Consider the following 23,668-nt stretch of genomic DNA (forward strand, 5'->3'; position numbering starts at 1 on the left):
AGGCTTTTTTATTTAGTTAAAAACTTGACTTGAACAGGTGTAAGTGTAATTTTACTGGTATCCAGAAACTTCTTGTTTAATTCAATTGCTCCAACAAAGCTTATCCGGGATCCGGCGGCAACTGTTTTCTTGAATGATGGAATTACTTCTTCTCTAATGATCTTATTGATTCCGGCAGATACTTCATTAAATTCAGTAGTATTATCAAAGGCATTCATATTCAATAGCCCAGAAGCGTCTCTGACTGCGTTCCCGTAAACATATTCGGTTTCTATTTGCAGGTTCTGCGTTTCTGCACCTGCTTGTGTTTTTACAGTAACCGTATTTTCATTTACCGCCAGCACTTCGCCTTCTCCTTTGATCATAAAATATTGAAGGTTTCCTATCCCTAAGGCGTGAGCATAAGTATTAAAAGTTCTATCTTTATCCGCATGCATCTCCTGCATCAACTGGTTAACCTCAATGGCCTTTCCCAGATTAGGAATAAGCTTGCTATCCCAGAACTCTCTGCTGTATTTAGTTGTATTGAACTTTGTTCCTACTCCCTGAGCTTTAACCTCGCTTAATTTCCGGATATATACAGAGTTATATCCAACTACCGCAACAAGAACAAAAGCTACAAGTAATTTTATATTTCTTCTATTCATAGCTTAGTTCTTAGTAATATAGTTACGAACATTTTCTCCGGTTACCATCTCAACTGCAACTGGTACTTTTTGGGGGAAATCCCGTTTCCCATTAAAATATTTCTGAGCGTAGAGGGCTGCTGTCTCTGCCATAATTTTAGGGTACTGCATCCCAGTAGCCATTACCTTACCCTCCTTTATAGCCTGCAATGCATCGTCAGCACCATCAAAGCCAAAAACTTTTACCCTATTGGCCTTACCAGCTGCCGCAAGAGCCTGGTAGGCTCCCATTGCCATTGCATCATTACCACAAAAGACAGCATCAATATCAGGATGCGCCTGAAGAATGGACTCCAGCACCTCCATCGCCTTGTTTCTATCGAAGTCTGCACTCTGCTGTGCTACCATCTTCAAGCCGGGGTAATTATCTACTACGCTGTGGAATCCTTTTGAACGGGCCCAGGTATTATTGTCACCCACCAGACCTAGAAGCTCAACGTAATTGCCTTTCTTTTTCAGGCTCTGCACAAAGTACTTCCCAATGGCAATGCAACCAGAGTAGCTATCAGAAAGGATCTGAGATGTAGCAGCTTTTGTGGAATTCACCTCCCTATCCATACAGAAGACAGGAACTCCGGCCTCTTTTGCTTTCATTACATTGACAATAGAACCATCAGCATCGGTAGAGTTAAACAGGATGGCATTATATCCGGAGGTAATAGCATTCTCAAAATGGTCAGCCTCTAAAGCTGTATTATTTTGAGAATCAAATATTTTCGTTTCGTACCCCAAAGCTCTGGTCTTAGCTGCTGCAGTTTCGGCAAGCACTACAAACCAGGGATTATTGAGAGTAGATACGATAACTGCCACTTTCTTTGGTGTGTTTTCGGTAGATTGATTCTTACATCCTCCCGTAATCACAATAAGCACGAGTAGAAAGAGTATATTAATAATTCTCTTCATTGAGGATAGATTGGTTAGTAAAAGGTTATAATTCTGGTGTTTATTTATTGCAAGAGCTTTAGTGCTGCCGCTGCAATGCCTTCACAAGAAAGCCCGTAGTGTCTGAAAATGTCGTTCTGAGAGCCTGTAACAGTATACTCATCAGGAATTCCCATTATCTTAAACTTGTTTCTGTAATTGTTTTCCATTAGATATGAAGCACAAGCTTCACCTAAGCCACCGTATACACTGTGTTCTTCGACAGTAATAATTGGTTTTCCCATTTCGGCCAGCTGACTTAAAAGCTCGTAATCTAAAGGCTTTATCGTGTGCATACTTACTACTGTAGCATCAATATTATTATCTACAGCCAGCTGCTCTGCTGCTTCAAGTGCAGGTTGAACGGTTTCACCTGTCCCGATCAGCACAATGTCTTCCCCCCTGCGTATCACCCTTCCCTTTCCGAACTGAAACGGAGCTTCTATCTGACCAGGAAGGTCTGGCACATTCTTCTTACCGAAACGGAGGTAAACCGGCTGCCGTAAGGCCGAGGCCTGGAGAATAGCTTGCTCAGTTTCGTAATTATCTGCAGGAGCAGCTACAATAATATTATTCACTGCCCGTAGTGCCGCAAAATCGTGCAAGCTATGATGAGTAGAACCCAGTGCTCCATAACTTACTCCTGCACTTATTCCAATTAATTTTACAGGATTATCTGAATAAGCTACGTCATTTTTAATTTGTTCAAATGACCGTGCGGTAAGGAAACAAGCCGGGGACACTGCAAATACTTTCTTTCCAGCAGATGCTATTCCAGCTGCAACGCCAACAAGGTTCTGCTCTGCAATACCGATCTCAATATGTTGTTTGGGAAACCTGTTTCCAAAGGGCACGAGCTTTCCTGAGCCCCGGGAGTCACTTGTTACTACAATAATATCTTTATCTGTTTCGGCTAGCGATTGGAGGGTCTCAGAAAATTTTTCCAGATTCGCCATTCCCATGACTGTATTTTTATCTGTTATTACTTCCATGTTTTTCTAGATTAAGGTTAATGCTTCATCGAGTTCGTGTTGCGCCTTCTCAAACTCTTCTGCGGTTGGAACTCCATGGTGCCATTTCAAAACATCTTCCATATAGCTGATCCCTTTTCCTTTAACGGTATGAGCCAGTATAAGACTAGGTTTGTCTTTTTCAAAAGGTATAGCTTCGAAAGCCTCCTTTAATTGCTGAACATCATTACCATCTATATGTCTCACAGCCCAACCAAAGCTCTCAAATTTTTGATCTATCGGGTCTGTATTACAAACCTCGGAGGTCCTTCCTGTAATCTGAAGTTTGTTATGATCTATAATCGCACAAAGATTATCCAGTTTATAATGAGAAGCTGTTAAAGCAGCTTCCCAATTTGATCCTTCTGGTAATTCCCCATCACCCAATAAGGTAAAGACTCTATAGTCTTTTTCATCGAGACGGGCAGCAATAGCTGCACCAACACTTAAAGGCAGTCCGTGACCTAAAGCCCCGGTATTTTGCTCTACCCCATTTACTTTTCGAGTCGGGTGACCGATATAATGTGATTTATACTGGCAAAGCGTTTCCAGATCTGATTCGGGAAAAAAGCCTTTATCTGCCAACACTACAAACAGCGCTTCAACACAATGCCCCTTGCTTTGTATGTAACGATCTCTATCTGGCGACTTAAAATTATCAGGACCTACATTTAAAACCTGATTATATAGTACATTGAGGATATCGATACATGATAAGCTACCGCCGGTGTGTCCGGCTTTAGCTTTATAAATGTATTTAAGTATCTTTTTGCGATATTCTACCGATTTAGCTTTAAGTTCCCTCTCTGTCATGTCTCTATGTAGTTTTAGTTGTTGTGTTGGTAGATCTCCCAGCCTAAATAATTACCAAAAGCTTCCTTGAGCACAGCAGCAGTTCTGGATGCATTCATTACAACATGATGCTCAAATCCGTTCCTGCATACATAGTGCATCAATCCCTGAAGGTCATTGATCTTGGCAACTGCACGGTTTCCGAAAGTGTTCAGGGCATCGTCTGTCAATTCGCCTTCACCAAAATATGCTTTAATAACACCCCGGGTATCATCTGTGCTGATCCTGCCATAAGTTAAAGGCATTGCAGGCGTACGACCAGCCAGGGCACCATAAGTATTTTCAACACCTACGGTTGTACCAAGTATCGGTGCATTACTGATCTCAATGTCGGGAAGGAAAGATTTTGCCCAATTGCCGCAATGAAATAAAACGCACTTCTCTTCGTCGGAGGCGTAATTATTATTCCAATCTACTAAAGCGCTGGGAGAACCTGATGCCAATTGCATAGCATACATGGTAAGGGTTCCGGTAACGTCAACCTCACATGCACTCGGCAGCATATTTTCACTCATCATACTCATGCTGGTACATACGTTACAGCCGTAATTCTTTTGTAGCGAGGTCCAGCACTGTATTGCTGTTGCATCTAAAGAATTGTCTTGCATAAAATCATGCAGCACTACATCCAGTTTTGCAATTTGAATTAAGGCATCCGAAGGAGTTTGTCCGGGATTGGCATAGTTTGTAATCTTCTGCAAGCGCTCCTGTACCACGATATCATCTTTCGTCAGCTTGTTTGCGGCCCCGAGAATTTCAGAAAGGTCAACAGTAACTACAGAGATACCGTGTCTTTGGAGAATCTTCTCACTATATCGAACAGTATTGAAACCACCTGGTCTTGCACCGACAGCCCCGATACGAACCGTTCTGAGACCTTTAACGACACGACAAACGCCGATGAAATTTTTAAGATCTTCCTGAAAAGAAGGATCAGAAGGTCTGACAACATGTTTTGTAGTCAGGGTATACTTTATACCATATTGGTATAGGTTGTTACACACCGAAATCTTTCCGCACCATGAATCGCGTCTGCGCGCAACATCAAGTTTGTCTAAATCATCCGGATATGCCTGAATTAGCACAGGAACATTTAATCCTGCTAGCTTAAGAGTCTCCGCCACTCCTCTTTCATCTCCAAAGTTCGGTAATACAACAAGAACACCTACGATCTCCTCTTTGTGCTTTTTAAACAGATCTGCACACCTCTGAGCATCCCGAAAGGTTTCGACCCCTCCGAGTTTCGATTCCCAGTCTTCCAGAAGTATTGGTTTTATATTTTGCTTTCCTAATTCTTCGATTATTTCCGTTCTTGCATCGGCTACCAGTCTGTCGGGAAAGAAATCCCTGTTGCCTATAATAACACCTAAACTAATTTGTTCTTTCATTTTTGGTTTAACTTGCTATGATTAGCTCTATTTCGTTCTCGCTAAATAAATTCTTGTATTTATCTTCAATACCCGCGTCGGTAATGATGTAATTAATTAGAGACAAAGCACCAAGGCTCGCTAATGATGACTTTCCGATCTTTGTTGAATCTGCCACCAGGTAAGTGGTGTCAGCAGCATTGATCATTGCTTTTTTCACTACAAGGTCACTGATGCTAGGATAGGTAAGCCCTGCTTTTAAAGATATTCCAGCTGTTGCGAGAAACAACTTCTGGACATTCAAGCCGCTAAAAAAATCTGCGGCCTTTTGGCCGGTGAGAGAAAGTGTTGGTGGTTTAAACTCACCGCCGGTCATTATTACCTCAATGCCTGGTTCCGCGCCAAGCATCAAGGCTATATTTAATGCATTGGTTATAACTGTTAGGTTCTTTATCCCTTTCAGCTTTTTTGCAATTTCTGTGGTTGTGCTGCCAGAATCCAGGATGATAGTATCTCCGCTTTCGATAAATTCAAGACATTTAATAGCAATCAGCTCTTTCTTGTCCATATTATCCTGATGTGAAAGCGAGAATGTGCGTACCTGATCCTCTACATTTTTCAGGAAAGCACCTCCATGCTCCCTGAGCACTAATCCGTCTTTTTCTAATTTCTCAAGATCCTGCCTGATCGTTACCTCTGTTACTTTAAACAGCCGGGCAAGGTCAGCGACTTTTGCAGACCCATCTTCTTTGAGCAGGTCGAGTATCTTATCTCTTCTTTGATTTGCAAGCATAAGCTTTTCCTAATTGGTTGAAAAGCAATTTTCGGTTATAATGATTACATATCAAAAATAAAAGAAATAATTAATAAACGAAACTATTCGAAAGAAATAATAAAAAAGGGGCTAATGCCCCGTAAATATCAGATAGAGTAATACCATAACAATAACCAGGGCTGCCCAAGCTATTTTAACCCTTGCAGTTGGCTTCGCAATAACAACAGTCTCGTCTGCAATATAAACCTGAGGAGTTCTGTCCGTTAAGGAAATTAGCATGGCTAGTAATAATAAGAACAGGAAGATGTAGAATGATAACAATAGGTAATGCGGCCAGAATGGGAACTTGTCAGGAGTTAATATCCACAAGTAAACTACTCCTACTGTAAGGCTAAAGATAGACCCCGCAGATAAAGTGAAGTTTACTGCCTTTCGTGTTGTCCGCTTCCAAAACACAGTCAGCAGGAACACAACGGACAATGGAGGAGCTATAAAGCCTAAAACCGATTGAAATACGTCAAAAAGATTAAGTCCCTTAATATTGTCTATTGCCAGAACCATTAATACGGCAAATACGCATCCGGCCAGGATGGTCATTCTTCCAGTACGGATGATCTGTTTGTTAGATGCTGCAGGATTGATCTTTTTAACATAGATGTCCATAGTAAATACCGTGCTTAATGAATTAAGAGAAGAACCGATCGTTCCTACAAGCACAGCAATTAATACAACGATCACCAAACCATTTAGCCCCGGAGGAAAAAGATTAGTAACCATAGTCATATAGGCCTCTGCCGGATCTTTCAAATTTGGAAACAAGATATAACAAAGCACTCCAGTCAGGATAAACAACGGCAACGAAAGGATCTTCAACCAGCCGATAAAGTTCACTCCCAACTGACCTTGTTCAAGGTTCTTGGCGCCCAAAACTGACTGAACCATAGCCTGGTCTGTACAGAAAAAGGCTACAGCTGCCACAGGATAACCAAGTAGGATGGCGGGCCAGGGGTATTTGGGATCAGTTGCAGGGTGTATTAAATTCCAATAATCGGCAGGAACACTTGAATATACTTTATCCAAGCCTCCAACCTTACTTATACCAAGAATAGTAAGCGTTAAAGAAACACCAATAAGCAGGATCATCTGGAATACATTTACCTTCGCTATTGCTTTTAATCCGCCAGCAAAAGCAAACAAACCTGCAAACAGTACTAGTACAATTACAGACTGCCACATAGCAATGCCCAGGATCTGACGAACAAGAAAACCACCAGCAAAAAGACCTAACGATAGCCAGGAGATTAGAATCTTGATCAATGCATACCAGGCGAGGATATTTTGAGTTGAATCTCCATATCTTTTACCCATAAATTCAGGCATGGTTGATACTTTGGCAGCTAGGTATTTTGGAGCAAAAACCAAAGCCAGAAGCATAAGGAATACGAATGCATACCAGTCAAAGTTTACTGCAACAATCCCCGTGCTGTAGCCGATACTGGCGAAGGCTAAAAGCATAGAGGGACCAACATTGGTCCCCCACATGTTGAAGCCTATACTAGACCAGCCCAGGGACTTGTTAGCTAAAAAAAGGGTCTCGTCGTCTTTCTTTTTGTCGACGAAACTTGCTCTGTAACCTATAACAATTAATATCACCAAATAGGCAACAACAATTGCATAGTCGTAAATGGTTAGTTTTGATACAATTCCGTTCATACTTAGAGGCTTATGCTTTCAGGAGATATATCAAACTCATTCAGAATATCCTTTATCTTTACAGGCATACCCGTCTGAAGTGTCCGGTCCATCGCCTGCAATAAAGCAATAGTTCCAATACCTTCTTTGATGTCCGGGTATGCAGTGAACCCTTCGTTTAGGCTATCAGCAAAATAATCAAGGTAGTTTTGATATTCTCCGGCGTGGTGACTCTGACCTTCGAAACGGAAATAATGTTTCATTGTATCGTCACCCCAACGAACTATTTTCTCCTCCCCGGTCTTATCGGTAACAGAATAACGTAGCTCGTGATAATCAGCTTGAGAAGCCCCTTCGGTGCATCTTAAGATAACAGTCATTCCACTATCGCGACTTGCTGGCTGAGTTGGACCAGTGTAAGCACCGCTAACCCTGGCAATCCTGCCATCACTTGCTTTGAAGATAAAATGCATGGTATCTTCATTTTTCAAACCAGCGGTTACACCATTACTGCTGATCATACCATATCCCATCACCTCCTCTACATTTGGCAAATACCATCTGATGAAATCTACAGGGTGACTTAAGCCACCGTATAGCCATTTGAAAGAATTAAGCAAAGACCAGCCCTTCTTTAAAAACCAACGATGATCCGCGTGGTAATGACTCTCAACAGTAATTAACTCTCCAATTAATCCAGCTTCAAAGTCTTTGCGCTGACGTTTGGCTGGTTCAAAAAACCTTGAGCTCTGACCTACAAAAGCTTTTTTACCTGTTTTCTCCGCAACCTCAAGCAATTCATTTGCTTGAGCAAGGTCATCGATAAAAGGTTTTGTACATACTACGTGCTTGCCGTGGAGCATAGCTTGCTTAATATGTTCAGCATGAAGATGGTCAGGTGTATAAATAGCAATTACATCTATCTCCGGATCATCCAGCATATCCTGGTATTTCGTAGTGTAATTATGAAAATCGAACTCCTTTGCGCGCTGTTTACACGTATCCTCATTCATATCACAAATAGTTTTCAACTCCCATTTTTCGCTGCTTAGTGCAGCGGAGATTGTGCTTCTGCCTTCCCCAAGGCCAAGTATTCCAAGTTTTAGCATATGTTTTCTGGTACGGATTTCAGAGAAGGAAGCGGGCTTGATTGATGGTTAGCACCAGCTATTCATTCTAGAATTCCTTGTTAAAATATCAATTATTACTTTATTGGAAAGCCTGATTGATAATTCAGGCCAACCGCGAATTAATTATTTGTCTGTTCTTTCAAGAAACACCCAAGTTTCATCTGGCTTAGTACCCGGGATGCCTTCCTGGTACTTGCTCATAACCCTATTCCACTCTTCTACCCTCGGATTATTCTCTGTCGTTTTGAGATTCAATTTATCCAAGCTCTCCCCTTTCGGAATGCTTATTACCAACATTAACTGCGGACCGTTCTTAAAAATAAGTAACTGCTGAAACTGCGCATTGCAGAATCCCTGTGATACCTCTGGCCATTTTTTGAACTGCGTAGCGTGGTAATCCAGATATTCTTTCTGTAACAAAGAATCCTTCACTAGATTAGCTGTTAGGAAAATATTATCCCACTCTTTAACTATTCCATTACCTCCGCAACTCTTCTTCCTGTTAAATTCATAAAAAGGAGCATTGTAGATCTTGACAGAGTTACCAGGAAACGCGGCTAGTAGTTCACGACGAAGTGATTCTGGATTCTCTATTCGGCCATAGATAACTGAATGGTTCTTCCAACGATGTATTTCTACCCCGGCGATTTCGTTCTTCTGACAAAGCGCCTTAATTTTAGCAGTATTATGAGCGTTTCCCGCATCATCGATCAGCTCAACAACCTTGAAACGCTCAGAATGATTGATCTCTCGCGAGCTAGTCGCCTTGCTCTTGTCCTTAAGCAGGTACTGATAGTTTTTCTCAAGGCCTGCATTTAACCGAACGCTATCCGCAACCTGCGGTCCATTATTCTCCCATACGTTACCAGGTCCATTTGCATTCTGAAGATATTTGTCTGTAGTCGTCCAATTATTTTTTACAGAGAAATAAGAGGAACCCTCATCGGTGTATAGGTAGAACCAGTGATTAGGGTCGTGCGCATAGGGCGCTTTATAAATACTATCCACACAATTCTCAGTTATTACTGAACCCGGTTGAGCAGATAAGGTGTAAATGCCAGCCACATCATACATATGCTTTCCATATCTGACAATTCTGTTCGCTATGATCGAATTATCACGCATCGCATTGATGGCCTTCGTCCAACCCCATCCCATAGAAATTCCGGAGTAGGAAACCTCACTGATGTCGTTATGATGAATTTTGATTCCGCGAACAAAGCCAGTTCCAATACCTACGCATCCCCAATCTTCATTAGTTGCATCTGTAATAAGGTTGTTGCTGATCAATTCATTGGAGCAAACCTCTCTTTCATCAGCAGGATTGTAAGGTAAATGCACTTCCTGGGCCTCATCTGAAAACTTTCCAACAAGGATTGCCGTTCCTCCAATATCCTTAAATAGATTACCTACTATTTTATTATTGTTCGTTCCAACTTTATAATCTAATCCAGTAGAAGCAGTGTGTTCAAACCGGCAATTCTCAAACGCAGTATTATTTGCATAAGATACTTCCACTGCAGAGGCTGGCCGTCCTACCCATGCCTGATTTTCCAGGGATTTCTTTTCGGGTGTCCCCGGTATTTTCAGCTTGTATGCATCCAGGATGTACATTCCGGCCTGATGAGGAACCAGTCCATTTTTTGAGGGATACAACCAGGTAGCATGTTGAAAGGAGATACCTTTAACAAAGACATTGGAAACAGGCCTGTCGATTGTCCCCTGCATCCTTACTAAGGTTTCTAAAGCAGGAACACGGACATCAGCAGACGACATTATCTCGCCCTGTCTTGGCCAGTAATAGATCTTCGCAGATCGTCTATCCAAATACCATTCTCCTGGCTCATCCAGGAACTGAATGGCATTGGAAAGAAAAAATGCAGAGTTTCCGGTTTCCTTAGATATCCAGGGAGCAGGCCATGGATGTTCTGATTGTACGCGGCTTTCTGGTTGATAAAAAGATAACTTCACACTATCTCCTTTCACTTCCGCGGCTTTTACCCTGAGGATCGCGATTGCCCACCATTGGTGGATAAACATTTCCATTCCCTTTATATTACTCAAGCCTGCTTTAGGCTTCGGAATCCAGCATGTCTCATCCTTTTTGTTCCACGAAAGAATCCTTTCCATTAAATCACCCTGGGTATTCTTGGATCTAACTGCCTTTGAATTATTAACCCAAAGCTGTCTGAAGTTAAGAATTTCGTCTCCAATTAATGGGGCTTCAGCTTCCCATACTTTTCCCGCTGCCGCAGCGGGAAGACCAGCAACGTCACCTGCTTTCCGCCAACCTTTTACCTGCATTCCGCCACTCAAAATAGCCTTGTTTTCTGAAGCAGACTGAATGATAGTCGGACTGGAAGGTGTCCCAGAGTCCTCCGGTCTTATAAATAAAGTTTCCTCGAGCTGGTATAATCCACTCTTAAGATAAATAGTAATTCCCTTTGCTATTGAAGGGTCAGCCAGGCGTCGTAATTCCCTCGCTTTCCTTAAGGCTATATCAATATGAGCAAGAGGCTTTTCCTTCGTTCCCGGATTTACATCCGAGCCTGTTGGCGATACCCAGATTTCTGCAGAAAACCCACTAAAACCTATTAAGGAGCAAATAGCGATGGTGCAGAAGAATCGTTTGATTGAATTATACATGGTTAAAAGAAGGACGATTATTTAAGTTGATCATGAAGTTAAATGCACTCATTCTATTTACTACTTACTGTATTTGAACTTGCAAACTATCAAAAGTTGCAGTCAAAGGAGCATTTTTAGCGTTTTCGCTATCTCCCAGAAGAATTTCCAGTCCTCATTAAAGCTGATACCACTTCCCGAAGATGCATTATCTTCCTATTTTTTATCCGCTTTAGGCTCCTGGTAAATAAAGTTCAATGTGCTTTTTCCAAGATCTTTTGACGTTGCAACAGCAATTCCTCTTTGTTCTTTCTTATTTACAGCGCAATAAAAGTGGTATACCACACCTTTGTGCTTTACTACAAAGGATTTGTGAGCATAAAGTTCATCATAAGGCTCTGAAGATTGTACCAGGTTTTCGCCATTCCAGTCTGTCCAATTCACCAGGTCATTAGAGGCTGCAAATCTGTTGAAGGCTCCCTTTCTATCCTGCCAGAAGGCACCGAAATAAAACATTACCCAGATATCACCCATTTTTTGAAGCACCGCATCTCCCGTTATCCCAACCGGATGGTGCATTACAGGTTCTTCATGAAAACGCTTCCAGCCAACCATATCATCAGAAACTGCCATACCGATCCGTTCAAACCAACGTGTCTTTAAATTATTTTTGGCAGAATCTCCATTGGCATTATAATACATCACAAACTCATGACCGGTCTTCTTCTCTTTATCCCAGATCACAGAGCTTTTAAACAATTTCCGGTTTTCCCACCAACGTACATCCTTATCCTTTGAAGTGAATAATGGATTTTCAAACCTTTGCCATTCATGAGGTTTAGATGCATCTTTAGTTGTATGAGCCATACTGATGCTTAGATCTCCAGCTTCATACCCAGGAGTTGATCCCCCAAAGTAAGACATCCAATATTTTCCATTATGCTTTTGAAGTTTGTAGCTTCCTCCCCATTTCGGATCTTGTAAACCCGGATAACCGGCTCGCTGACTACCATCCCAAACTAGTGTATCACCAAAAGACATTACCTTTCCAAGGTTCTCCCAATTAAGTAAATTGTTACTCTTTGCCAACCACGTTTCGTATCCCCGGCCATTAAAAATCACATAAGTCAAGTACCACTTACTGCCTTTTCGAAACACTGTAGGGCAATCCATTTTCTGTGAATTATCAGAAGGAACCATCACTAATCCGTATTTGTAAGGAGTCTTCACCTCCTCATAGATCTCCTGCATCTTAGTTTGCGGGATAGGATTACTGGTCTGGGCTTTCAGAAAGCCGGAGAACGTTAAAAGCGTAAAAATTAAACTATATCTAAGTTTCATATGTGTGTTAATGTGTAGCAGAAAAACGATAAGTACCGGAACCGACTCTGACTAGTGCTTTACCGTCTTTAATTCCAAGAAGCTGAGCACCATTCTTCGCACTTAAAGCAGCCCCGCCTTCCTGAATATTTTCTGCCCTGGTGGCAGGCAAATAAATAGTTGCAGTTGTATTAGCGGGTACAGTAACATTGATTTCGAAACGGTCTGAAGATTTTTTCCAGTCGGATGATATTAATCCATAGGGTGAATGATAATCTACTTTTGCTGAGCTAAGGTCTCCTACTACTTGTGGATTGATCTCTATGTCTTTAAAAGCAATAGAACCTTGCGCAGAACGAATCCCACCCAGCCCGCTATAAAACCACTCCATCAAATGACCCAACATCAGGTGATTGTTAGAAACAGTTGGTAAAGCGGCCCATGATTCTGTTAAAGCTGTTGCTCCCTTAGCTAGCTGATAACCATAGCCTGGTACATCCGAACGATTATTCATCGCGAAAATAACATCTGAACGACCTTCATTTTCGAGAACTCTTAGCAGATAGCGATAACCTATGTCTCCAGCGGTAAGAGCATTACCCCTATCTTTTATATCTTTAATAAGATTCGCTAAAACGGCGGTTCTGTCGGCCGGATTCACAAGATTCATATACAATGCCATAGCATTGGCCGTCTGACTTCCGGTGGAATATTGTTTAGTATCCTTATTGAAAAACTTCTGATTGAATGATTCTTTCACCTTGCCAGCTAATGATCTGAACTTAGCCGCATCTTCCGGAAGGGAAAGCATTTGAGCAATACTATCCATGACAGTCAAATCGTGATAAAAAATTGCTGTACCTGTTACTCCCAGTGGAGTTAATTGCGAAACTCCCGGCGGATTTGGTCCCAGATCATACCAGTCGCCTAAGCCTTGACTCAGAATATAATTACTTGACTTACCTTTATTTTCGAGATAGGCTATATACTTCTTCATTGCAGGGTAAGCATCTTTAATAATATTTTTATCACCATACCAATTATAAAGATACCATGGCATTAATATAAGTGTACTTGCCCATTCTGGCGAGTCTCTGAACATATCTCCCCCCCAGGTAAATAAAACATATTCAGGAGCTATTTCAGGTACAAGACCATTAGGTAATTGAGAGGCTTTTATATCCTGAATAGATTTTCTGGAAAGATTAGCAATATCATACTGATACCGGATAGAACTTCCCATAAGGTGCACCTGCTCCAACCATCCTAACTTCTCCCGGTGTGGGCAGTCGGTCATTACACTTGCCAGATTGCTTTTAATAGACCAGTCTATCAAGGTATTGGTGCGATTAAACAAATCACTGGAAGAGGTGAACGAGCCTGCTCCTTCCGCTGCATTTCTAATATGCAAGCCCTTAAGCGCGAGAAGTGTTGATCCAATTGCCTTATCTCCTTCTCCTTCTCCTTCAGGTGTTGCCCCTTGCACCTCGAGATACCTGAAACCGTAATAGGTAAAGCGAGGCCTCCAGGTTTCAACGCCATCACCCTTAAGGATATAGGTGAAATAAAAAGGACTGCCAGTCGGTCTCTGATTTACAGATCCTGATCCATCAGCCTTTAGCAATTCAGCAGGAATGATGCGAACAGTATCCCCCTTCTTCCCTTTAACTTTCAATTCAACGATCCCTGAGAAATTTTGACCCAGATCATACACCCAGTTACCATTTTTTGCCTGGCTTATTGTGTTTGCAGCAAACTGCTCAAAAACCTTAAGTGGCTCCTGAATTTGTGAAATTAAAGATGGCGGACCGTCAACCTGAATAACGCTCTTCCAGCCTCTGTCATTATAACCAGGGGTATCCCAGCCAATTTTCTCGAAATTGGCATTATAATCTTCACCCCCGTAAATACTTGAGAAAATAATAGGGCCAGAAGAAGTTTTCCAGCTCGCGTCACTTACCACGTTATCTGTAGATCCATCTGTATACTCGATCTGAAATCTCGCAATCATTTTAGGAAAACCAAAGGCTGTTTTTAATTTACGATAACGTCCTTTCACCGGAGGGACGTAATAGAAGCCATTTCCTAACATTACGCCTATCGCATTTCCGCCTTGTTTTAATTTAGAAGTAATGTCGAAGGTCACATACTGTGCTTCTTTATCATATTTAGTCCAACCAGCATCAAGGAAATGATCATCTACTTTATTCCCATTAATACTTAGCTCAAAATGCCCTAAACCGGCAATAAAAGCAGCGGCTCTTTTTACCTTCTTTTTTATTGTAAACTGTTTTCTAAGCAGAGGCAGAACGTTACTGCCCTGGATAATGTCAGGCTTCTTATCTGTAACAAGATTATTAACGGCAGAGTCTGGTAACTTTTCATAAGCAATCCATTTCGCACCTTTCCAGTCCTCCTTGTTAAACAAGCCCATTTGGAAGAAATTACTTTTTGAACTTACCTGGCTTCCCTTATTATCCCATACTATTACCTTCCAAAAGTATTTCTTTCCGGCAACTAATGGTTTTCCTTCATATTTTACCTGAATGGACGATAAAGAATTTACTTTACGGCTATCCCAAACAACTGAACTATTCTTTTGATCGAAGTCGGCTATATCAGAGACAATAATTCTGTAGGCAGTTTGCAGAACACCTCTCTGTAATGAGCCTAATTCCCACGCAAACCTGGGAGATTTGTTTTCAATCCCTAAAGGATTTGTCTTGTATTCGCACTTCAAACGGTTCACAGTAAGTGACTGAGAGAAAAGAGAAAACGAAATAAAAATGAGGCAGAATAGAATTGTTAGTTTACGCATTTGTCAGAAATAGCTCCACCTGGGTAAATCAAGAACAGAAAATATAGCATTAAAACCTCTACTTATATTGCCCAAATGGTTAGCCTGAATACAAAAATATACTCAGGCTCTAGGGAATTTTTATACCAAGTTTCCTATATTTTATAGGATGTTATCTCTGATAGTAATAGATTTGAGACAATGAGGCAGGTTTATTACAAATAATTTAAGGAAAGGTTAATCAGTTTTGTCACTGCCCTTGAAAAATCCTCTTCATGAATTTTGTGTTTGCGCCAAAATTTTTACGCACATTTGTTGGGTCAGTCTGATCCCGGGAACGTTCAATAACAAGCCAGCCCTTCCAACCCATATCATCAAGAGTATCCTTCACTTTATTCATGTCCATCCGAGTATTGTTTTCCAGCCAAACGCCATCTTCATCGGTGCAATGGATCTGGCAAATTCTCTTTTTACCCAAAATTCTTAATTCTTTATGAAGGTCCCGACCCGCTTTTAAAGGATTGGAGAAATTGAAGTAGATTTTGATACCTGGTGAATCAATATCTTTCAGTAAACGAACTTCAGAAGCAGCATCTAATGAAGTTTCAATCCCGATCACCACTCCTGCCTTTCTGGCCATTTCTCCAACAACTTTCAAACGTTCAACAATGGCTGGTCTTAGTTCCGGATTTTTAACCAGATCACCTTGAATACCTAATGGTAAAAACCCTACCTTCACATTCATCGCCACCATAGTATTAATACAGTCCTGCACCATTTTCTGATAAGTTGGTCTGGTAGCGAAAGATTGAGCGTAGAAACCCGTCATGGCTATTGAACATATTTCCAGGTTAAGCTCTTTCGCTTTATCAAGAAATTGTTGCCGCACTTCTGGCTTTGCTAATTCGCTTGCAAAAGTATCACGATTTCCCAAACCTCCCATATCAACTTCCAAACCATCGGCGCCCAGATCCTTGGTAAGTTGGAACGCACTTAACTTCTGGCGTTTTAGGATCATAAGATCCACTACAGCTATTTTATATCGCTGTTTCTTCGGTTTTATTGCAGCGAAAATGTCTCCGGCAGGCAGAACCAGAGTGGCTCCAAATAGTGCAGCTGATTTTAGAAAGTGACGACGACTTTGCATGTTATTTAGTTGATGCTTTTCCAAATACTTGTTCTAATTCTTCAAAACTTTTGATGGCATTTAACGGCAGGTTTTCCCCCTTCTCACCAAATACATACATAGAAGGATACTTTTCTATCGTAACTTTCGACTCATCAAACTTTCCATCCTTGCTTTGTACTTTTTTAACATCAAGATTAAAGTGCTTTCCGATAAAATCGTACATGGCTAAACGTTTACTTAAACCATAATCATGGCCTTCAGCAGGAAAATGAGCGTTGGCTGTCTGATTTTGTTGGCCGTAAAATCCATAGATCTTCTGCACATAGGGAAACTCAACCTGGGGTACCTGCTGCGTCCAATCCTTTCCATCCGATATGACTAACTGAGGTCTTGGAGCAGCCATCGACGCAATTTCAACGTTGTTAGTTCCGCCTCCGCAAAGGTGAACTCCCATACCGCTTTCACATGGGCAGCCTCCGCTATGATAAGATGAAAGCATCACCACTGGAACACTAAGTTTGATTCGATCATCAATAGCCGTAATTAACATAGTCTGACTTCCACCACCCGATCCACCAGTAATGGCAACGCGTTTAGGATCGGCATTCTTCAAACTTAACATCCAGTCAAGGATACGAATGCTGTTAAGAGCCTGAATAGTTTGCGCCAAAGCCCGGCGATGATCAGTTGCTTTAAATTGCAATAATGATTCTCCCCAGGCGAACAGGTCGTAACTAAAGGCCATTGCCCCCATTCTTGCCTCCATAGCGCATCGATACTGTGCATCAGCGCGATAACGGCCGTCACCAAAATGGCCGTCGGGATTCAGGATCACCGGAACCTTTCCTTTAGGATTTAAGGGCATATAAAGGGAACCACAAGTATAAACTCCAGGTAAAACTTCCAGGGCAACATTCTCAACCGAATAACCATCGTAAATCCTTTTATTAGTAATGATGGGTTTGGTACCGGGCGGCTTTGGCATAGGAGAAAGTTTAAGAGCCTGAACCATCTCAGATTTAAGTTGTGCCTTGCGCTCTTCCCATCCTTGCTTATCATTGTATAAGGTGGAAAAGTACTCCAATTGTTCCTTTCCCTCCTGAGGTGTTTTTAGATGGTATAGAAAAGCTTGCAGCTTATATTTTCCTTCTCCTTCTTTTGAATAAGTTATATCCAGCGAAGATAAAATATTCGACATTGTCTTGTCAAAATCAGGACGGAAACGCCAGCCAGCATAAGTTACGAAACGGTCCTTTACCAGATCCTCCGGGTAGCGGATCTTAACTTTGAACTGGCTCTCGATCTGGCTGATAACTTCTCTTAACGGCTTCTTAAATGCATTGTCAGAAGTTTGAGCGAAAGAAAATTGAAAAACCAGTAATAAACAAAACGAAAAATAAAATCTCATATCTAATCTATAACGAAGAAATTCCGGAAGAAACGTTTTTAAGTTTTTCTTCTGCTTTTCTAACTTTTCTTGCAGCATTCCACCCACTGAATAATAAGTTTTTGTCTAATTCAGGCTTGGGAAAAAGTAGACTTGCGATATAACCAACAACAATAACAATAAGGTGACTATAAACACCCAGCATTAGTTTATTGTGAGTAAAATTAAATCGACCAAAATCAAGAAGCAGGCTCTTGTTTTCTCCAAGCCCTATTTCCGTTGACGTCAGGAATGCATAAGCAGTAAATACAATGCAAGTGATGATCGCAATATTAACTCCCTGACGATTCGCTCTTGCCGATAAAATTCCTAAAAGAAAGATTCCTACGATACCACCCGAAAAAATTGCATAAAGAGTAAATACAATCCCCAATACTCCTTCACTACCAGCATTAATATAAATCGCTCCGATTGCTATCGCGAGTAGCCCTGAAAGAACTACAAAGACCCGGCTTACGAAGAGGTACTCCTTATCTGGCCGGTTCTTACGAATCTTCTTATAGTAATCCTCCATCCCTACGGCAGCTAAGGAATTTAAATCGGCACTTAAACTGCAAATAGCAGCAGAGATCATGGCAGCCAGAATAAATCCTACCACTCCTGTTGGAAGTTTGGTCATGATAAAATAAGGAAAGACAGCATCTGCCCGCATTCCCTCTGGCAAAGGTTGTTGTTTATAATATACAAAAAGAGCGGTTCCGATCAACATGAAGAGTGTCCAGACCGGAACTGTAAGCAGTATTCCCATTAATGAGGCTCTTATAGCGGCTTTATCAGTCTTTGCAGTCAGATACCGCTGAATTACCGTTTGATCTGTTCCATATTTTTGGATAGCATAAAAAGCACCGTTTATTGCCATCACTATAAAAGTCAATCGCTTAAAATCAATATCATAAGGCCCGAAACCGGTCCTGCCATTTGCCTGAGCAATATTCCAAACTTCCATTGGGCCACCGTCTACGGAAAAAAGAATAACGCCGAAACAAAGAATCCCTGAGGCAAACAACATAAAACCCTGAAACACATCCAGCCAAATAACCGCTTCAATCCCACCCATCAGGTTTACTACAATAATTATTAAACCCACCACACTTATAATAGCGAAGGTGTTACCACCAGTCATATTGGTAAGAGCAATAGCTAACAGAAAGAACACTGTACCCATGCCAGAAAATTGGCGAAGAACAAATGCGATCGAACTATAATACCGGGCAAACAAGCCAAAGCGTTTTTCGAAATACTCGTAAGTACTTAAACCGATAACCTTTCTATATAGTGGTACAATGAACCAGATTGTGCCTAACAAGACAATGGGTACCATAAGTCCCTGAACAAGTAATATCCAGTTGGAGGAATAGCCCTCTCCCGGGTAACCCAGAAATGTTACGCTGCTAATCAATGTGGCCAGCAAAGACATTCCAATGGCCCAAGCAGGTACCCGACCGTGTGCGGCGAAATATGTTTTTGTAGAAGTTTGATTCCTTGAAAATCGAAAACCAAAATACAGCGTGACAAGCAGCACGATAATGATGATCGAATAATCAATAACGTTTAATATAGGTTTCATAACAACGGTCAGTTTTAATCTTACAACAGCCGCACTTCCTCTGGCCATTTATAGCTGCCAGGCTTAAGCGTAATGTGCAAGTTAGTAATTTCCTTCGCGCGACTGCGGACTACTCCTGTCGCAAATTCGTCAACGGGATAAAGTATTTTTATCCCCAGTTTGGCTAAAACAGAAAAAGCTGTAGATCCGCCTTCAATTAATAGCTCCGTAATAGTGGTCCGTTTAAATAGCGCCTCTACAACCAGAGCCGTCCTTTCTCTAAGCTCCGGCGCTGCAATACCTTTCCCTAATGTACTTTCGGGATGAATAGCAATGATTGCAGTATTGTAGATGTTTAATTTATTTTCGATTTCAGTCGCCCATTCTTGTACCACATACTCCTCTGGCGATATATTATACAATGATGAAGGCATATAACTTACCAGTCCCTTATCATTTAATTGTTGAATTTCTAATGCTCTTTCTTTAAAGGCAGTACCTGAAATGAACAACTTTTTCGACATGCCCATTTCAGGTTCTTGTGGCAGGGCAGGCTTACTCTTATAAACCGTGTTTAAAAGAGCCTTAAAAAAGGCCGCTCCACCTGCTAAAAGAGCTTTAGAATTCGCAAATCCGGCCCAATGTTCGATATCAACAAGAGTGGATGCTTCACCAATGTATATGCCTTTTTCCCCAACTTCTTCACCGTTTTTAAGAATATAAACATCAGAAACAGAGTTGTGAAGTAGATCAGTAACCAAAGCTGTCTTAGCGGGAAACTCCGGATCTTCAGCAAATCCTGTTAAATGAATAGGCCTTCCATTAATAAAATATTCTCCATTTTCAATCGTCCTCCCTAAAGATGGATTAGCTGGCACCAACAGTGCCCTTTCAATACCTGTCGTTTCCATCTGCGCGCGCAACTCCGCTACCACATGACCTCTAAGAACTGAGTCAACTTTCTTGAATAACAGCGATGGTTTTAGTTGAATTAAGGCTTTACTTACCCTATTAATATCACCAATAGCCTGTTTTTCTGGCTTAGAACGCGTATCTGTAGCAATCACGAGCAAATCAACTGGTGCAGACTCAGCAGAATCAAGACAGACTTCGACCCTCAATCCATAATTCAAGCCAATGCCTGCCAGTTCTACTGCCCCCGTTAAATCATCTGCAATTACTACGATCATTCTGCTTTCTTGAGTCTGATTTTTGTTTGAAACTGCTTCCCTTACCTCAACTGAACTCCAGTTTATGACGTTTTTCTATTCTTTGCCAATTGAACTGCTGATTCTATTGCTAAAATCATTGCATCGGGACTAGCCACTCCTTTTCCTGCAATCTCGAAAGCAGTACCATGGTCTACTGAAGTTCTGATAATAGGCAGTCCCATAGTGATATTTACTCCTTTTACACTGTCCATCTGCTGCTTTTCCGCATTCCATTTGAAACCAGTCAACTTAAATGGTATATGTCCCTGATCGTGATACATTGCTACAACTCCACCAAAGTAACCGGTTGCCGCTTTTGAAAACATCGTATCAGCAGGTACCGGACCTTCTACATCGTAGCCTCTTCGTTTCGCCTCCTCTACAGCTGGCAGGATCTCTTCGTCGTCCTCTGTACCAAATAAACCGGAGTCCCCGGCGTGAGGGTTTAATCCAGCAATACCTATTTTAAGATTTGGTTCCCCAAGACTGATAAGACCGTTGTGAAGCAGTTCCACTACTTCCAGAATTCTTTCTTTTTTAACAAGGTCACAAGCCTGACGAAGAGAAACGTGCGTAGAAACATGAATCACTTTCATATTCTCTTCCACCAGTAGCATTGCATACTTCTTTGTATTGGTATAGTGAGCATATATTTCAGTATGTCCAGCAAAGTGATGTCCAGCCTCGTTTATCGACTTTTTATTAATCGGTCCGGTCACCGTTGCATCAACCTGCCCTTCAAGAGCCAGCTCAATAACCCTCTTTACAGCATCAAAAGATGCAGCACCTGCCATTGCAGATATCTCTCCGAATTTCAGTTCAGACAAATTAACGTTCTTCAGATCATAAACGTCGACAGTCCCAACTTCGAACTTGGCATCCTTTACTGATGATACCGGGTTTAATTTAGCATTCAGACTTAGTCTTTCAATGATATCCTGAAATACACCCGCATCTCCTATCAAAACTGGCTGGCAGATGGAATAAATTGATTCATTTAAAAGGGCTTTAATAGCGATTTCCGGACCTATACTAGCCGGATCGCCCATTGTAATACCTATGATCGGTTTTTCAGACATTTGATGATACGTTAAGTTGAATATTTTCTTTTTTGAAGAAGTCGGATAAAGTGTTTAATAGTTTCACTTCAACATCTGCTGAAAGTGAAGTTAAAGGAGGCATAGCTACAGGTTGACATAGGCCGTACTGGTGCATAAGGACCTTCAAGGCCCAGAGCGATTCGCCTAATGTCCCAATTCCTTGGTAGATCTTACCTAATTCATCCGACAGTTGTTGGTAATAATAAGCTTTCTCGTGGTTTCCTGCAGATACAGCTGCAGCCATATCGGTATATAAGCCCGGATGAAGGTTACCAGTACTTGGAATGAGCCCGTCACTACCATTGATCAAAGCGTGTGCTGACTTCGCAGCCCAACCAAGAAAATGGCTAAAATCAGCACGGCCGGACCATAGTCTCAAAGACTCATTTAACCTTTCTTCGCTTCGTTCCGAATCTTTTGTTCCTACAATGTACTCATTGTGGCTAAGCTCGTCAATAAGAGAGAGCGGGATAGACATATGAGTAGTCCCGGGAATATTATAAATAATAACCGGAGCTTTGATCTGTTCCGCTAGCGTAAGGAAGTATGTTCTCATCTGCCCCTCGGTGAGAGCATAATAAGATGGAAGCGTTGCTGCAACCGCGTCAACCCCGGAATCGAAACAAAACTTTGCAAAATCTATAGATTCTTCCACACAGTTGGAAGAGATCCCTGCGTAAAGCTTAGTTCCTGGCTTCTTATTTCTTACAGCTTCCCTCACATAGGCTTGTTTTACTGGTAAAGAAATGGAAGATGATTCTCCTGTTGTTCCTAATATAAATGGAAGAACATCATTTGAATACATATGAGAAAAAATATTCTCTACCCCTTGAGCGTCCAACTGATAACTGTCTGTAAGAGGGGTAACAAGAGGAACAATAATGCCCTGGTATTCTTTTAGTCTCGTCATTTTAATAAGCTGACTTGTAAATTTCTATTGCGTCTGATAGAGTGATCTCTCTCGGATTATTTTTCAACAAACGTTGCACCTTCATAGCATCTTCTGCCATTTGAGGAATAGAATCTTCAGGTATGTCTAATTCAGAAAGCTTTGCCGGGATACCACATTCCCTGATTATCTCCCTTATTTTCTCAATGCCTTTTAAAGCTGTTTTTTCAGGTGTTTCTTCCGGTGAACAGCCTAAAGCGATAGCCACCTCTGCATATTTCTTCGGAGCGGCGATCATATTATATTGCATTACATAGGGTAGTAGCAAAGCATTAGATAAGCCATGTGCAAGGTGGAACATACTACCGAGCGGATAGGAAAGAGCATGGACGCCTGCAGTATTAACCGGACCAAGACAAAATCCTCCAAGTAAGCTACCCATTGCTACATGAGTACGAGCTTCTTCATTCGTACCTTCTTTTACAGCAGTTACTATATTAGCCGCAATTAAACGCATTCCTTCAAATGCATACATATCTATAAATGGTTGAGAAAACTTATTAGTGTAAGCTTCCAAACAATGGGTCAAGGCATCAAGACCAGTAGCTGCAGTGATTGCCGGAGGAACCGAAATAGTTAATAAAGGATCAACATACACAGCATCGGGAACCAGAAAAGGACTGATGATACCTTTTTTCTGATTATCCGAGTCATCAACCAGAATTGCATTAGGGGATGCCTCACTACCTGTTCCAGCAGTGGCCGGTGCACAAATCAGTTTCTTATTCCTTTGCTTAAGATTTCCAATCCCAACAATTTCATTTAAAGACTGTGCATTATCTACTTGGGCGGCAAGAAGTTTTGCAATATCAAGCACGCTTCCTCCCCCTATACCGATAACTGTATCAGGATTAAAGCCCTTAACCTTCTCAAGCAAACTGTTAAAGTCGCTGAAAGAGGGCTCGGCAACAATACTTGTATCTAATTGCACCTCAAAACCCTTTTCCTCCAGCTTGTTTGTAAACTGACTTAACGAAGAAAGTAAGGGATCAATAGTAACAATAAGGATTTTACTGGGACCAGTCTCAATAAGGTCATCACAAAGGATGTCCAAAGCTCCCTTTGAGAATATAAGCTTACCAGGGAAATGTATTTTCAGTGCCTGCTCCAT

18 protein-coding genes are annotated in these 23,668 nt (G+C 41.4%); all 18 read right to left on the bottom strand.

Annotation, left to right across the window (positions count from 1 at the left end; all coding sequences use genetic code 11):
* Positions 1-8: 8 nt before the first annotated feature.
* Positions 9-647, bottom strand: coding sequence for a DUF2291 domain-containing protein (locus tag J4N24_RS18415; RefSeq protein ID WP_207535187.1), 639 nt, complete (start codon positions 645-647; stop codon positions 9-11).
* A 3-nt stretch (positions 648-650) separates the two neighbouring features.
* Positions 651-1,589 (bottom strand): D-ribose ABC transporter substrate-binding protein, encoded by a 939-nt coding sequence (locus J4N24_RS18420; RefSeq protein ID WP_207535188.1) that lies wholly within the window; start codon positions 1,587-1,589, stop codon positions 651-653.
* Positions 1,590-1,633: 44 nt separating this feature from the next.
* Positions 1,634-2,599: a transketolase family protein gene (locus J4N24_RS18425; RefSeq protein WP_207535189.1), complete on the bottom strand. Its 966-nt coding sequence runs from the start codon at positions 2,597-2,599 to the stop codon at positions 1,634-1,636.
* A gap of 6 nt (positions 2,600-2,605) precedes the next feature.
* Positions 2,606-3,430, bottom strand: a complete 825-nt coding sequence (locus tag J4N24_RS18430) for a transketolase (RefSeq protein ID WP_207535190.1) — start codon at positions 3,428-3,430, stop codon at positions 2,606-2,608.
* A gap of 14 nt (positions 3,431-3,444) precedes the next feature.
* Positions 3,445-4,857, bottom strand: coding sequence for an L-fucose/L-arabinose isomerase family protein (locus J4N24_RS18435; protein WP_207535191.1), 1,413 nt, complete (start codon positions 4,855-4,857; stop codon positions 3,445-3,447).
* A gap of 7 nt (positions 4,858-4,864) precedes the next feature.
* A complete protein-coding gene (locus J4N24_RS18440; protein ID WP_207535192.1) occupies positions 4,865-5,629 on the bottom strand; it encodes a DeoR/GlpR family DNA-binding transcription regulator in 765 nt (254 codons plus the stop codon).
* A 111-nt stretch (positions 5,630-5,740) separates the two neighbouring features.
* Positions 5,741-7,324, bottom strand: a complete 1,584-nt coding sequence (locus J4N24_RS18445) for an SLC5 family protein (protein WP_207535193.1) — start codon at positions 7,322-7,324, stop codon at positions 5,741-5,743.
* A 2-nt stretch (positions 7,325-7,326) separates the two neighbouring features.
* The gene (locus J4N24_RS18450; RefSeq protein ID WP_207535194.1) at positions 7,327-8,412 is read right to left on the bottom strand and encodes a Gfo/Idh/MocA family protein; all 1,086 of its coding nucleotides are present in this window, start codon (positions 8,410-8,412) and stop codon (positions 7,327-7,329) included.
* 144 nt (positions 8,413-8,556) lie between these two features.
* Complete coding sequence (locus tag J4N24_RS18455) at positions 8,557-11,079, bottom strand: L-rhamnose mutarotase (RefSeq protein WP_207535195.1); 2,523 nt, start codon at positions 11,077-11,079, stop codon at positions 8,557-8,559.
* 195 nt (positions 11,080-11,274) lie between these two features.
* Positions 11,275-12,399, bottom strand: a complete 1,125-nt coding sequence (locus J4N24_RS18460; protein ID WP_207535196.1) for a glycoside hydrolase family protein — start codon at positions 12,397-12,399, stop codon at positions 11,275-11,277.
* 7 nt (positions 12,400-12,406) lie between these two features.
* Complete coding sequence (locus tag J4N24_RS18465) at positions 12,407-15,196, bottom strand: family 78 glycoside hydrolase catalytic domain (RefSeq protein ID WP_207535197.1); 2,790 nt, start codon at positions 15,194-15,196, stop codon at positions 12,407-12,409.
* Between the two features lie 229 nt (positions 15,197-15,425).
* Positions 15,426-16,322, bottom strand: a complete 897-nt coding sequence (locus J4N24_RS18470; protein WP_207535198.1) for a sugar phosphate isomerase/epimerase family protein — start codon at positions 16,320-16,322, stop codon at positions 15,426-15,428.
* Position 16,323: 1 nt separating this feature from the next.
* Positions 16,324-17,712 carry an alpha/beta hydrolase family protein gene (locus tag J4N24_RS18475; protein WP_207535199.1) on the bottom strand — a complete coding sequence of 463 codons (1,389 nt, stop codon included), beginning with the start codon at positions 17,710-17,712 and terminating at the stop codon, positions 16,324-16,326.
* 7 nt (positions 17,713-17,719) lie between these two features.
* A complete protein-coding gene (locus J4N24_RS18480; protein ID WP_207535200.1) occupies positions 17,720-19,318 on the bottom strand; it encodes a sodium:solute symporter family protein in 1,599 nt (532 codons plus the stop codon).
* Positions 19,319-19,338: 20 nt separating this feature from the next.
* On the bottom strand, positions 19,339-20,487 hold the full coding sequence (locus J4N24_RS18485) for a four-carbon acid sugar kinase family protein (protein WP_207535201.1): 1,149 nt from the start codon (positions 20,485-20,487) through the stop codon (positions 19,339-19,341).
* A 62-nt stretch (positions 20,488-20,549) separates the two neighbouring features.
* A complete protein-coding gene (pdxA, locus tag J4N24_RS18490; protein ID WP_207535202.1) occupies positions 20,550-21,587 on the bottom strand; it encodes a 4-hydroxythreonine-4-phosphate dehydrogenase PdxA in 1,038 nt (345 codons plus the stop codon).
* The gene (locus tag J4N24_RS18495; RefSeq protein ID WP_207535203.1) at positions 21,580-22,518 is read right to left on the bottom strand and encodes a dihydrodipicolinate synthase family protein; all 939 of its coding nucleotides are present in this window, start codon (positions 22,516-22,518) and stop codon (positions 21,580-21,582) included. Before J4N24_RS18495 ends, pdxA begins: the two co-directional genes overlap by 8 nt.
* A 1-nt stretch (position 22,519) precedes the next feature.
* Complete coding sequence (locus tag J4N24_RS18500; RefSeq protein WP_207535204.1) at positions 22,520-23,668, bottom strand: iron-containing alcohol dehydrogenase; 1,149 nt, start codon at positions 23,666-23,668, stop codon at positions 22,520-22,522.

The sequence above is a fragment of the Desertivirga arenae genome, assembly GCF_017355785.1.
In the GTDB taxonomy this organism is placed as follows: domain Bacteria; phylum Bacteroidota; class Bacteroidia; order Sphingobacteriales; family Sphingobacteriaceae; genus Desertivirga; species Desertivirga arenae.